Origin of the sequence: Paenibacillus sp. FSL L8-0708, assembly GCF_038009325.1 — a bacterium.
GTDB lineage: Bacteria > Bacillota > Bacilli > Paenibacillales > Paenibacillaceae > Paenibacillus_AQ > Paenibacillus_AQ odorifer.
Genome location: NZ_JBBPBC010000001.1, coordinates 7,170,822 through 7,184,244, shown reverse-complemented (window position 1 = coordinate 7,184,244; position 13,423 = coordinate 7,170,822). Strand labels below are relative to the sequence as shown.

10 protein-coding genes are annotated in these 13,423 nt (G+C 46.2%); all 10 read left to right on the top strand.

Annotation, left to right across the window (positions count from 1 at the left end; all coding sequences use genetic code 11):
- Window positions 1-222 precede the first annotated feature (222 nt).
- The 10 genes from NYE58_RS33760 (at window position 223) to argF (ending at window position 13,359) form a co-directional block, all read left to right on the top strand.
- The gene (locus NYE58_RS33760; RefSeq protein WP_076276901.1) at window positions 223-1,659 is read left to right on the top strand and encodes an S-layer homology domain-containing protein; all 1,437 of its coding nucleotides are present in this window, start codon (window positions 223-225) and stop codon (window positions 1,657-1,659) included.
- 229 nt (window positions 1,660-1,888) lie between these two features.
- A complete protein-coding gene (gene hpf / locus NYE58_RS33755) occupies window positions 1,889-2,437 on the top strand; it encodes a ribosome hibernation-promoting factor, HPF/YfiA family (RefSeq protein ID WP_036678506.1) in 549 nt (182 codons plus the stop codon).
- Window positions 2,438-2,706: 269 nt separating this feature from the next.
- On the top strand, window positions 2,707-5,214 hold the full coding sequence (secA, locus tag NYE58_RS33750) for a preprotein translocase subunit SecA (RefSeq protein ID WP_036678509.1): 2,508 nt from the start codon (window positions 2,707-2,709) through the stop codon (window positions 5,212-5,214).
- 365 nt (window positions 5,215-5,579) lie between these two features.
- Window positions 5,580-6,693 (top strand): peptide chain release factor 2 gene (prfB, locus tag NYE58_RS33745; RefSeq protein WP_139330096.1). Its coding sequence is split into 2 segments (ribosomal slippage): window positions 5,580-5,651 and window positions 5,653-6,693, totalling 1,113 coding nucleotides; the frame shifts between segments, so codons are not numbered across the junction.
- A 102-nt stretch (window positions 6,694-6,795) separates the two neighbouring features.
- Complete coding sequence (locus NYE58_RS33740; protein WP_341004055.1) at window positions 6,796-7,680, top strand: YitT family protein; 885 nt, start codon at window positions 6,796-6,798, stop codon at window positions 7,678-7,680.
- Window positions 7,681-7,863: 183 nt separating this feature from the next.
- A complete protein-coding gene (argC, locus tag NYE58_RS33735) occupies window positions 7,864-8,913 on the top strand; it encodes an N-acetyl-gamma-glutamyl-phosphate reductase (RefSeq protein ID WP_341004331.1) in 1,050 nt (349 codons plus the stop codon).
- A 20-nt stretch (window positions 8,914-8,933) separates the two neighbouring features.
- Window positions 8,934-10,166: a bifunctional ornithine acetyltransferase/N-acetylglutamate synthase gene (gene argJ / locus NYE58_RS33730; protein WP_036678517.1), complete on the top strand. Its 1,233-nt coding sequence runs from the start codon at window positions 8,934-8,936 to the stop codon at window positions 10,164-10,166.
- Window positions 10,167-10,207: 41 nt separating this feature from the next.
- Window positions 10,208-11,038: an acetylglutamate kinase gene (gene argB / locus NYE58_RS33725; RefSeq protein ID WP_076220545.1), complete on the top strand. Its 831-nt coding sequence runs from the start codon at window positions 10,208-10,210 to the stop codon at window positions 11,036-11,038.
- 69 nt (window positions 11,039-11,107) lie between these two features.
- Window positions 11,108-12,394: an acetylornithine transaminase gene (locus NYE58_RS33720; RefSeq protein ID WP_076220546.1), complete on the top strand. Its 1,287-nt coding sequence runs from the start codon at window positions 11,108-11,110 to the stop codon at window positions 12,392-12,394.
- Complete coding sequence (gene argF / locus NYE58_RS33715; RefSeq protein ID WP_076220547.1) at window positions 12,391-13,359, top strand: ornithine carbamoyltransferase; 969 nt, start codon at window positions 12,391-12,393, stop codon at window positions 13,357-13,359. Before NYE58_RS33720 ends, argF begins: the two co-directional genes overlap by 4 nt.
- The last annotated feature ends 64 nt before the right edge of the window (window positions 13,360-13,423 follow it).

Genomic DNA, 13,423 nt, shown 5'->3' with positions numbered 1-13,423 from the left:
CGTTCATATGTGTCTAGTATAGCCAATCCTAGTAAAGAAAATAGCATACTTTGTAAATTCATTTTATGGAAAATGTTAGAACTCTGCGAAAGGTGGGTAATAGATATACGTTGAGCTGTTTATCTTACCTCGACACACACTATGTTAGCCTAGGTTATTACATTCACCAACAAATTCAATATAGCCTAAGCTATCAAAACAATTAGGAGGGTGATTAGCAGGATGAAGAAGATGTGGCGCGGTCTTATGACCGGAATATTAGGTACTAGTATGTTATTAGGGTCTCTCGGCAGCGTATCTGCTGCAACTGTACCTAAGGATATTCAAGGCCACTGGGCGCAAGGTCAGCTGCAGGAATGGCTAGATAGAGGATACCTTGGAGGCTACCCAGATGGAACGGTGAAACCAAATAAGGCAATTACGCGTGGTGAGTATGTGACTATGGTAAATCGCCTGTTAGGGTTTACATCTAAAGCAACAGTAACTTTTAAAGATATGAAAAGCACAAACTGGAATTACAGTGAAGTGGCTAAAGCCGTGGAAGCTGGATATATCGGAGGATACGAGGATAATACGTTCCGTCCTAATAATCCGCTCACAAGACAAGAGGCAGCTGTGATTACTGCAAAATTACTTAAATTGAGCACTAATACGACTTCGAACAAATTTAAAGACAATGCACAAATTGCAGCATGGGCAAAAGGTGCTGTAGCAGCTGCAGTGGAAAAGAAGATTGTTAACGGTTATCCAGATGGAACCTTTGGTCCTAAGAGATCGTTAACACGTGCTGAGGCTGTAGGCATTATCAATACTTCAGCTGTTTATTATCCTGGTAGCGGCACAGGTGGTGGTGTAACACCTACACCAACTCCAACGGCTACTCCGACACCAACAGCTACACCAACCCCAACTGCTGCTCCAGGTGGGAGTACTGGCGGAGGTTCTGGTGGTGGTAACGGTGGTGGCGGAACTGTCATAACGCCAACAGTAAGTGGGGCAACCTATGGTAACGTTGGTTCGGTTACAGCGGATGTATATCTGACCCCTTCCGTAACTGGTGCCGTGTACTATGTTGTAGCTCCTTATAATGCTGATGTAACTGCTCCAACTGCATTGCAGGTGGAAAAAGGACAAATTAGTAACGGGACTGCAAGTGGTATTCATGGTAGTGTTGCGACTGTAGCCAACACAAAGGTTACATTCTCTGTTTATGGATTGAATCCTGGCACAGAATATGCAACATATATCGCGCTTGCGGATGCAACTGGTAACTTGTCTACTGTAACGACAGTTCGCTTAACTACTGCTCAAGCTACAACGAGTTCGATTTCGCTTTTTGAACCGGGACAAGTGGGTACAGTTACAGCAGATGTATATGTTAAATATGGTGTGACAGGTGGCGATACAACTCCAGTTAGATATGTAGTATTGCCAGCAAATGAAAAGGCACCTACTGCAACGCAGATTGCTTTAGGTCAAAATGGTAGCGGTACTGCATTGGCTGCTCCATGGACTAACACGCTTACGTTTACTCCAGGTGTAAAGCATACACAGACTTTAACTGGGTTAGCAGCAAATACTGCCTATAAGGTATATGTTATTGCAGGATCTGATTCACAATGGTCCCCTGTAGAAATCATTCAAATTCATACCAAATAGCCTGACCTTATGTGATTTCATTCGGAGAATATAAGAGTGGGATTCGTACTATAATAACGACAGGTTTACTTTTGGTCCGGTAGGGCGATGGGTTGCTCTTACCGGACTTGTTTTATTTGTGAACGCTATGACAACATTTGTTATCTAAATGTAAGGGCTGTAAGGAATTGCTTTTTACTTAGCGCTTACAATTTGGTATAATGAAGGTGTAACTAAAGGAGGAGTGGCCATGCAATTCACCATTCGAGGTCAACAAATTGACGTGACCGACGCTTTGAGAGAGTATGTTGATAAGAAGCTCAGCAAACTTGAGAAGTATTTCGAAGCACCCCCTACCTCTGAAGGGTCTGTGACGCTTGGCGTAGTTCGCGGCCTTCATACGGTGGAAGTAACCATTCCGCTTGCTGGCGTGACGCTTCGTGCGGAAGATCGCAGCGATGATATGTATGCTTCCATAGACGCCGTTGTGGACAAGCTGGAACGCCAAATTCGCAAACACAAAACGAAGCTGAATCGGAAGTTCCGTCAAGAGGGACTCAAGACGCTGTTTGTGGATGGAGCTAGTGCCGCTGTTGCTGTAGAAGAACAAGATTATGATGATTTAGAAGTAGTGAGGAACAAACGCTTTACGATGAAGCCGATGGATGTAGAAGAAGCGATTCTGCAAATGAACATGGTAGGACATAATTTCTTTGTGTTTTCCAATATCGACACCTCGGAAGTTAGCGTAGTTTACAAACGTGATGATGGTAAATATGGACTGATTGAACAGGGCTAAGATACGATGATGCCAGTTATGCTCTAAGTATAAAGGGCCTCGAGAGTTAGTCAGGACTTAAGAATTTTAAACCGAGCCCCTATTCGCTTATAGCGAATAGGGCTCTTGTGCGTATATATGAAAAATGTGGCTGTTACACCTTGTATTGCGGCATCTCTTACAAACTGTTACAATTTATGAAGCAGCGGAATCGAATTTATAAATGGCCCTTTCAATTTTGTGAGGATGGGCTCGGTTCCACCATCTGTGTTGCATGAAAGGGGTTAACCATGCTAGGACTTGTAAAGAAAATATTCGGAGACACAAACGATCGTGACGTTAAACGTCTCATGAAGACAGTCGATGTAATTAATGGATTGGAGCCGGAATTTGTAGCACTATCCGATGAAGCTTTAAAAGCTAAGACGGAAGAGTTCCGCGCCCGTATTGAGAAAGGCGAAACCTTGGAAGAAATTCTTCCTGAGGCGTTTGCAACCGTACGTGAAGCTTCCAAACGGACGCTTGGCATGCGGCATTTTGATGTACAGTTAATTGGTGGTATGGCCCTGCATGAAGGCCGAATCTCCGAGATGAAGACTGGTGAAGGTAAGACTCTAGTAGGAACATTGCCGGTGTACTTAAATGCTTTGCTTGGTAAAGGCGTACACGTAGTAACGGTCAATGACTATTTGGCTCAGCGCGACAGCGCACAAATGGCACAAATCTATAACTTCCTGGGCATGACGGTTGGGGTTAACCTAAGCGGTATGGACCATGCTGATAAACAAGATGCTTACGCCTGCGATATTACGTATGGCACGAACAACGAATTTGGTTTCGATTATTTGCGTGATAACATGGTGCTTTATAAAGAACAAATGGTTCAGCGCCCTCTTTATTTCTGTATTATTGATGAAGTGGACTCCATTCTTATTGATGAAGCACGTACGCCTCTTATCATTTCCGGACAAGCTGAGAAGTCTACTGAATTGTACTTTGCAGCAGACCGTTTTGTGAAAAAGCTTAAAGCTGAAGAAGACTACACAGTTGATATCAAAGTGAAGTCCGTAGCCTTGACTGAAAAAGGTGTAGCTACTGCTGAACGTGCTTTTGGGATTGAGAACTTGTATGATCACAGTCATGTAACCTTGAATCACCATATCGTCCAAGCCCTGAAAGCAAACGTAATTATGCGTCGTGACGTAGATTACGTTGTTAACGAGGGTGAGGTCGTTATTGTTGATGAATTTACGGGACGTTTAATGTCAGGCCGTCGTTATAGTGACGGTTTGCACCAAGCGATTGAAGCGAAGGAAGAAATCGAAGTACAGAATGAGAGCATGACGCTTGCTACGATTACTTTCCAGAACTATTTCCGTATGTATCGCAAATTGGGTGGTATGACAGGTACAGCTAAAACTGAGGAAGAAGAGTTCAAGAAGATTTATGGTCTTGAAGTTCTTCAAGTCCCTACGAATAAACCGAATCAGCGCATAGATATGCCGGATGTTGTCTACAAGAGTGAGAACGGTAAGTTCAACGCTGTTGTGGCAGAAATTGTAGAGCGTCACAAAAAGAACCAACCTGTACTTGTGGGTACAGTGTCGATTGAGAATTCAGAGCTCGTATCTGAAATGCTGAAGCGCAAAGGCGTTAGACACCAAGTGCTTAACGCGAAACATCATGCTGCGGAAGCTGAAATCATTACACATGCAGGTCAGCCAGGTACAGTTACGATTGCTACCAACATGGCAGGTCGTGGTACGGACATCGTTCTGGGCGAAGGTGTGACAGATCTTGGTGGTCTGCATATTATTGGTACAGAGCGTCATGAATCGCGCCGGATTGATAACCAGCTGCGTGGTCGTGCGGGTCGTCAAGGGGACCCAGGTTCTACACAATTCTACTTATCCCTTGGGGATGAATTGATGAAGCGTTTCGGCGCTGACAACGTTTTGAGTATGATGGATCGCCTTGGGTTTGAGGAAGATCAGCCGATTGAGAGCCGCATGATTACGCGTGCTGTGGAATCTGCTCAGAAACGTGTTGAAGGTAATAACTTTGATATTCGTAAAGTCGTATTGCAATATGATGACGTTATGAATCAACAGCGTGAAATTATTTATAAACAACGCCGTGAGATTCTGGAGTCTGAAAATATTAAAGATATCGTACTTGAGATGATCAAGCCGGTTATTGAACGTATTGTTCACGCACACTGCAGTGACGATATTCCTGAAAACTGGGAGCTGCAAGAAGTTGCTGATTACGTAAACAGCAAGCTGCTTGAAGAAGGTGCTTTGACTCGCGATATTCTGTGGGGCAAAGAAGCAGAAGAGATCATTGAGTACATCTTCGAACGTGTACTTGAGAAATATGCTGCTCGTGAAGAACGCCTGGGTTCAGAATTGGTACGTGAATTCGAGAAGGTAATTGTGCTGCGCTCCGTGGACAGCAAGTGGATGGATCATATCGATGCGATGGATCAATTGCGTCAAGGGATTCACCTGCGTGCTTACGGTGGTACAGATCCACTTCGCGAGTATCAATTCGAAGGTTTCGAAATGTTTAATACTATGACGGCTACGATTCAAGAAGAAGTAGCTACTTATATTATGAAGGCTCACATCGAGACAAATCAGGAGCGTCAATCCGTGGTAGAGGAAAATAAAATTTCCACTAACAGCGAACCTGCTGAGAAACGTCCGGTACATGTTGAGGCGGCAGCTGGTCGTAATGATCTTTGCCCTTGCGGAAGCGGCAAGAAGTACAAGAACTGCCACGGTCAAAACGCATAAGACAAACGTTTAGTAGCGCTCATATTCAGGTGTTGAAGATGTAAGTCTTTAGCCCTGATCTCTATGGGTATACTAACCATAAAGAGCGGCTGGGCCCGGGGGTATCCCCCGTTTACGGCCCAGTCGCTTTTTTGGATATTTAGTACTTGAGTGAATGTGGAATGGAAAGAAGGTTTGGAACTGGAGAAACGGAGTGTTCGCCTTTGTTTCGGGATTCCAACCGTTATGCGGTTATCAATTCAAGGAATCTGGATACAACAGCGATCGGAAGACCAATCCTTCTCGGAATGGCTGAACATTCACTCATTACTAACTTTCCAATAGCGACGACCGTAACAACCTATTTTGAAAGGTGAAGTGACCATATGATTGAAGCTAATGTAAAGCAGGATCTGCGTGAAATAGGCAAGAAACTAACTGACCTTAGGGGGTCTCTTTGACTTAGATCTTAAGCAAGAGATGATCTCGAACTTTGAAGAAAAAATGGCTGCTCCAGGTTTCTGGGATAATCCAGAGCAGGCACAGAGTGTGATCGGCGAGATGAATGCTGTGAAATCGTCCGTGGATCAATACGAGAAGCTGCAACAAGAATACGACGATGCTGCGATGATGGCGGAGCTTGCGGATGAAGAGGGCGATGAAGGTCTTGCGGCAGAGATTGGGGAGACGATCAGCAGTTTAGGCAGCAAAGTGGATGAATTCGAGCTGCAATTGCTACTTAACCAGCCGTATGACAAGCTGAATGCTATTCTTGAGCTCCATCCGGGTGCGGGCGGTACGGAATCCCAAGACTGGGGCCAGATGCTGCTGCGGATGTATACCCGTTGGGCTGAAAAACGTGGATTCAAGGTTGAGGTGCTGGACTACTTACCGGGTGATGAAGCGGGAATCAAGAGTGTCACATTACTTATTAAAGGCTTCAACGCCTACGGATATCTGAAAGCTGAAAAAGGTGTACATCGGCTAGTACGGATTTCTCCGTTTGACTCTTCGGGCAGACGGCATACCTCTTTTGTATCCTGTGATGTCGTTCCGGAAATTGCCGATGATGTAGAAGTTGAAATTCGTACTGAGGATTTGAAGATCGATACGTATCGGGCGAGCGGCGCGGGTGGACAGCATATTAATACCACAGACTCTGCGGTGCGGATTACCCACTTACCTACGGGTGTGGTGGTAACCTGTCAGAACGAACGTTCACAGATCAAAAACCGCGAGCAAGCAATGAAGATGCTGCGTTCCAAGTTGTATGAGCGTAAACTGCAAGAACAGCAACAGCATTTGGATGAGATTCGCGGCGAGCAATCCGATATTGCTTGGGGCAGTCAGATCCGTTCCTATGTATTCCATCCGTATAATATGGTTAAGGATCACCGTACTTCCGTGGAAACGGGGAATGTGGGTTCTGTGATGGACGGAGATATTGATGTATTCATTGATGGTTACTTGCGTAGCCAGATCAAGATTGAGGCAGAATAAAAGAGAGAGTTTCGGGGGAAACGGATACCATTCATGGATTAGGATGGGATGGCCGTTTCTTCTTTCGTAGAGCAAGATGACACTTTAAGGAGAGCCTTTGAAATGCAAAAAGTCAATTCACGTAATAAACCCCCACTGATTCCTCTGAATGGGCCACTCCGACATGTGGTGGATACGATGTTAATTTTGCTCGGATCGCTAGTTACAGCGCTGGGGTTTAATCTTTTTTTTCTGCCTAGTCATATTGCTTCTGGTGGTGTATCCGGTCTGTCGGTATTGGCTGAAGCTTGGTTTGGAGCTGAACCGGCATTTACGCAATGGGCGCTTAATATTCCGTTGTTTATACTCGGGGTAATCTTCTTGGGTAAACAATACGGAGTTCGCTCGCTCCTTGGGAGCTTTGTGTTGCCGCTCTTTATCTTGTTAACAAAAGATTTGCCTGCACCTACCACCAATCCACTCTTAGCCTCCATTTATGGCGGTATCTGTGTGGGGGTGGGGTTAGGTCTTGTGTTCCGCGGACGGGGCTCGACAGGTGGACTTACTATTTTGGCGCAGATTATTCAAAAGATATCCGGTCTCAGCTTCTCGATTTCTGTAGTACTGCTGGACGGGACGGTCATTGTGCTGGCTGCTTTTATACTCGGTATGGAACAAGCACTGTATGCACTGATCGGTCTGTTTGTTACAGGTAAGGCCATTAATGCGATAGAGGTAGGCTTCCGTTATACAAAGGTGGCTTACATAATCTCGGACAAGACGGAAGAAATATCTGAGGCGATTTTGAATGATCTGGATCGGGGTCTGACGAAGCTGGATGCACATGGCGGTTATACTGGTGATGAGCGTACGGTGCTAATGGTTGTAGTAGGTCAGAATGAGGTTTCCAGATTAAAAGCGATTGTTCAATCGGTAGATACTAGTGCTTTTGTGATTATAACTGAGGCGCATGAGGTGCTGGGTGAAGGCTTTAAAAGAGAAGTGTAATTTCTCCGAAAGGAGAAGCTACGCTTCTCTTTTTTTGTAAATAGAATTATATTTAAGAATAAAGAAAGTTAACACTATGTGTTGTATTTATATTAATTGAGTCGTATAATAATACATATTTCTAAGACGGTATGCATTATATTATTTATTATAATTCATGATAAGCAGGAAGTGGGGATGACAGTGGAAAGCAAGCTGAGAGCGGCGATTGTTGGATCAACGGGTTATGGGGGCGTAGAGCTGATTCGGCTGCTACAAAGTCATCCTAAGGTAGAGATTACTTCGGTAATTTCCTCATCAAGTGCAGGGGATGCTATAGAGGAAGGTTTTCCGCATTTGACGGGCATCATTGATCGAAGGCTGGATGGCGTTGACCCGGCTCAGATGGCTGAGCGGGCGGATGTGGTATTTACGGCAACGCCGTCGGGTGTGAGCGCAAAGCTGGTGCCGCAGCTGCTGGAAGCTGGACTTAAGGTCGTGGATCTGTCCGGTGATTTCCGATTGAAGGATGGTGCAGAGTATGAGCACTGGTATAAACATCCCGCTCCGGCTGATGAATATCTAGAGCAGGCTGTATACGGACTTTGTGAGGTGTTTGGAGAGCGTGCGGCTGGGGTTGATTTTATATCTAATCCAGGCTGTTACCCTACAGCTACACTTCTTGGAATAATTCCTGCAATTCAGGCAGGTTGGATTAAGCACGACAGTATTATTATTGATGCGAAATCAGGAGTTACTGGAGCAGGACGCGGAACAAGCCTGATGGTACATTATGCAGAGATTAATGAGAACTTTAAAGCTTATAAAATCAATAAGCATCAACATATACCAGAAATTGAGCAGACACTCACAGAGGTTGCTGGAGAAAAGGTAACGGTAACGTTCACCACACATCTCGTGCCGATGAGCCGGGGAATTATGAGTACGATGTATGCAGGGATGACGGACAATTATACGGAGCAGGATTTTGTGAATTTATACCGTGAATATTATGCGGGCCGGCCATATGTGCGGGTGCGTGATGTAGGTGTGATTCCGGCGACAAAAGAAGTTAGCGGCTCTAACTATTGTGATATCGGATTTGCAACAGATGCTCGTACAGGGCGGGTGACCATAGTTTCCGTTATTGATAACGTTGTAAAAGGTGCGGCAGGGCAGGCAATACAGAACCTTAATTTAATGATGGGATGGGAGGAAACCCTTGGCCTCGGCTACACACCTGTGTATCCATAAGGATCAGCGGTACAAATAATATGAGCGAGATTGAGTTATTTACCACCTTGGAGGGTGGAAGCATCACTTCACCTAAGGGTTTTAAGTCCGGAGGATTGCATTGTGGATTGAAAAAAACAGATCGCAACGATCTCGGAGTGATTCTGTGTGAAGTTCCGGCAACGGCTGCGGCCGTGTATACGACGAATGTTTTTCAAGCGGCTCCGCTTAAAGTGACTCGGGAAAGCCTTTCGAACGGAGTATTGCAGGCGGTTATCGTGAACAGCGGGAATGCCAATGCCTGCACAGGTGAACAAGGCGAAGCAGATGCTTATGAGATGCGCGCTGCTGCGGCTCAGCATTTAGGTGTGGCCGTTAATGATGTGGCTGTTGCTTCGACTGGAGTTATCGGTGAACTGTTGAAGATGGACTGCGTACGTAGCGGAATTACTGCAATACCAGAGAAGCTGGATGGAGGAGCTATTGGCGCGGAGGAATTCTGCCAAGCTATACTTACCACTGATTTAGTTAAAAAAGAGATCGCCGTGAAGGTGCTCGTTGGCGGTGTAGAAGTTACAATTGCCGGAGCTGCAAAGGGCTCAGGAATGATCCATCCTAACATGGCTACCATGCTTGGCTTTATGACTACGGATGCTGATATTGCAGCGGAGGATTTACTTAGTCTTTTGCGTTCAGCTACGAATGTTACTTTTAATATGATTACAGTCGATGGAGATACTAGCACCAATGATATGTTAGTGTCGATGGCGAGTGGGCTTGCCGGTAATGAGAAGCTGACACGGCTGCATCCGGATTGGGACGCTTTTGCTGCTGGATTCACTTATGTGTGCCAGACGCTTGCCAAAGCGATTGCTCGAGATGGCGAAGGTGCAACTCACCTGATTGAGGTTCAAGTGAATGGGGCTGTTCATGATGAGGCGGCGGCAGCGATTGCTAAGACAGTGGTTGGTTCTAGTCTAGTGAAATCTGCTATTTTTGGAGCGGATGCGAACTGGGGGCGGATTATTGCTGCGGTTGGACGCGCGGGTGTTCCGGTATCGCCGGAGCATGTGAACATTTCGTTAGGGGATATTGAGGTGCTTTTGCACTCGAAGCCAGTTGCTTTTGACGAGGAAAAGGCTTTGGCCTATTTGCAAAAAAGTGAAACTGTGCTGATCACTGTAGATCTGCATGATGGAAGCGGAAAAGCAACGGCTTGGGGCTGTGACCTAACTTACGATTATGTGCGTATTAACGCCGCATATCGCACTTAATTTATGGCGTGTTAAGCCCATAAGGGAAGGATACCGATCATATGACGCTAAATAGCGAGCTTGAACTTATAGATGCTTTAGATGGTAGTGGATTGTTTGTAATGAAATGCGGCGGCAGTACGCTTGCCGCTCTACCTGATTCTTTTTTTGAGGATTTGCGAGATTTGCAGGAGGAGGGCATTCAGCCAGTAATTGTTCATGGTGGAGGGCCAGCCATTTCCGAGAATCTAGCGAAACTGGGCATTGAAAGCAGCTTTGTGAATGGCCTGCGAGTAACCACCGAGGAAGTACTAGATGTTGTAGAGATGACGCTGGCAGGGAGTATAAACAAGGCGATTGTCCGGAGAATTCAAGGGAGTGGCGGTCTGGCTCTGGGGCTTTCGGGCATCGATGGCAATATGATTATTGCTAAACCAGTGGCGAACAGTGCCGAAGTAGGTTTGGTAGGAGAAGTAATGGAAGTTAAGGCTGAGATCATAACTGGGATTGTTGGGATGGGTTATATTCCTGTCATTGCACCTATCGGAGTAGATGCGGCAGGCCAGCGCTACAATATTAATGCAGATACGGCAGCAGGGGCAGTTGCTTCCTACGTGGAGTCTCCCAAAATGATCGTCGTCACAGATGTGCCAGGCATCATGAGTACAGTGGAAGGTGAAAAGATTGTGCTTCCCTCCGTTACTGTACAGGAAATCGAAGCCTTGATCGAAAGTGGGGAAATCTACGGTGGCATGATCCCCAAAGTGCGGGCAGCTATCGATTGCATTCAGGGCAGCGTATCAGAGGTTATCATTGTGGATGGAAAAGAACCGCGGGTGCTTAGTCGAGTACTGCAAGGTGAAGCGATAGGTACACGTATTATTCGTTCGTAGAATCATAGATGAATACAAATTAGAGGCGCAGCCTGTTCACAGGAGCAGCCGATGGGAGAGTGACTTAGAATGAGCAAGCTTACACAAGCAGAGTTGGATTCGCAAGCAGGGGCACAGCAGACTGATACAGTAGGATCAGGTACACCGGATGTTGCAACAAGCAAGCTGAGTGCAGTGTTCCCTTCTTACGCCAGATATGATCTCAGCTTAGTTAAAGGCAAGGGTACCTGGGTATGGGATGATAAAGGCAATAAGTATCTCGATTTCACCAGTGGATTGGCTGTGACCAGTCTAGGTCATGCTCCTGAAAAAGTCGGCGCTAAGCTGAAGGAACAGATTGATACGCTCTGGCATGTCTCGAATCTGTTTCATATTCCGGGACAAGACAAAGTTGCCAACCTTCTGACAGAGAATAGCTGCGCTGATCAAGTGTTTTTCTGCAATAGCGGGGCAGAAGCGAATGAGGCTGCTATTAAGCTGGCCCGTCGTTACCATCAGAAGATTAAAGGTGTCGACCGTTATGAGGTTATCACATTCGAACAATCCTTCCATGGACGTACACTGGCAACACTAACAGCTACAGGCCAGCAAAAGGTGAAAGAAGGCTTCCTGCCGCTTCCAGCAGGTTTCAAGACTGTACCCTTGCATGATCTCCCAGCGTTAGAAGCTGCTATCGGGGATCATACAGCTGCTATCATGCTGGAGATGGTGCTTGCAGAGGGTGGCGTGCTTGAGGTAGAACCTGAGTTCTTGAACGCTGTAGTGGCCTTGTGTAAGAAACACGGATTGCTTCTGATTGTAGATGAAGTACAGACAGGCATGGGACGTACAGGCAAGCTGTTCGCTCATCAGCATTATGGAATTGAACCGGATATTTTCACCTTGGCTAAGGGGATTGCTAGCGGGTTCCCGGCAGGTTTAATGCTTGGCAAAGGGTATTTGCGTGAAGCCTTCTCAGCGGGCAGCCATGCGTCCACCTTCGGGGGAACACCGCTAGCAACAGCTGTTATGGCAGCGACGATTGAGACGATGCTGGAAGATGAGCTTCCACAGCGCGCCGAAGATATGGGTAAGTATCTGACCGGTCTTTTGAAAGAGAAGCTGGCGGACTGTTCTTTTGTGAAGGATATCCGTGGTAAAGGACTGTTGATCGGGATTGAATGTCAAACTCCAGTGGGCGATATTGTGCTGGCTGGACAAAAGAAAGGCCTGTTGTTCGTGACAGCCGGTCCTAATGTCCTTCGTCTGCTGCCTAATCTATATGTAAGCAAAGAGGAGATCGACCAAGCGGTGGACATCCTATGCGAACTCATTCATACTTATGCTAAACAAGCAAACGGGGAGGTAAGCTCATGAGTCAGGGCATACAGAGTAACAAACACACCATTGCGCAGCAACTGAAAGGCCGTGATTTACTGGAGCTGAACGACTACAGCCCGGAAGAAATTACGTATCTGATTGATTCGGCGATTGAGCTGAAGAAGAAGCAGAAAAATGGCGAAGAATTTCAGCCGCTGAAGGGAAAGACGATTGGACTTATTTTTGAAAAATCCTCTACACGTACACGTGTGTCGTTTGAAGTTGGAATGTATCAGCTGGGAGGGCATGCCCTTTTCTTGAGCAAAAATGATATCCAGCTTGGACGCGGAGAAACTGTTGGAGATACCGCGCAAGTAATGTCGCGTTATCTCGATGGAATTATGATCCGTACCTTCGGCCATGACAAGGTTGAAGATCTCGCTCGTTATGCTTCTATTCCCGTAATCAACGGTCTTAGTGACCTGGCACATCCTTGCCAAGTGCTGGCCGATTATCAAACGATTTATGAGCACAAAGGAAAGCTCAAGGGCCTGAAGCTGGCTTACATCGGCGATGGCAACAATATGGCGCATTCCTTAATGATTGGCGGAGCTAAGCTGGGCGTGGACGTATCTATCGCCGGACCGGAAGGTTATGAGCCAGATGCAGCGGTTGTCGCAGAAGCTCGTGAGATCGCTAAAGAAACCGGAGCGAAGATTGTGGTCACTCGCAGCCCGCAAGAAGCTGTACAAGACGCTGACGTCATCTATACAGACGTATGGGCGAGTATGGGCTTCGAGGAGGAGCAAAAGGCACGTGAAGCGGCATTCAAGGACTATCAGGTTAATGAGGGGCTTGTAAAAGGCGCTAAGAGCGATTATCTCTTCCTGCACTGCCTGCCAGCCCACCGTGAGGAAGAAGTCAGCACAGGCGTGATTGACGGCCCTAACTCGGTGATCTTTGATCAGGCTGAGAACCGCCTGCATGCGCAAAAAGCTTTAATGGCTGCGTTGATGAGTTAAGGAATTTAAAAAATATAAAATATAAATCACTATATAAATTGAATTAATGTTGGGCGAAGTTAGA

What these genes read in the sequence shown, in the direction of transcription:
- NYE58_RS33760 (WP_076276901.1), top strand. Translation starts at nt 223, where the DNA reads ATGAAGAAGATGTGGCGCGGTCTTATGACCGGAATATTAGGTACTAGT.
- hpf (WP_036678506.1), top strand. Translation starts at nt 1,889, where the DNA reads ATGCAATTCACCATTCGAGGTCAACAAATTGACGTGACCGACGCTTTG.
- secA (WP_036678509.1), top strand. Translation starts at nt 2,707, where the DNA reads ATGCTAGGACTTGTAAAGAAAATATTCGGAGACACAAACGATCGTGAC.
- NYE58_RS33740 (WP_341004055.1), top strand. Translation starts at nt 6,796, where the DNA reads ATGCAAAAAGTCAATTCACGTAATAAACCCCCACTGATTCCTCTGAAT.
- argJ (WP_036678517.1), top strand. Translation starts at nt 8,934, where the DNA reads ATGAGCGAGATTGAGTTATTTACCACCTTGGAGGGTGGAAGCATCACT.
- argB (WP_076220545.1), top strand. Translation starts at nt 10,208, where the DNA reads ATGACGCTAAATAGCGAGCTTGAACTTATAGATGCTTTAGATGGTAGT.
- NYE58_RS33720 (WP_076220546.1), top strand. Translation starts at nt 11,108, where the DNA reads ATGAGCAAGCTTACACAAGCAGAGTTGGATTCGCAAGCAGGGGCACAG.
- argF (WP_076220547.1), top strand. Translation starts at nt 12,391, where the DNA reads ATGAGTCAGGGCATACAGAGTAACAAACACACCATTGCGCAGCAACTG.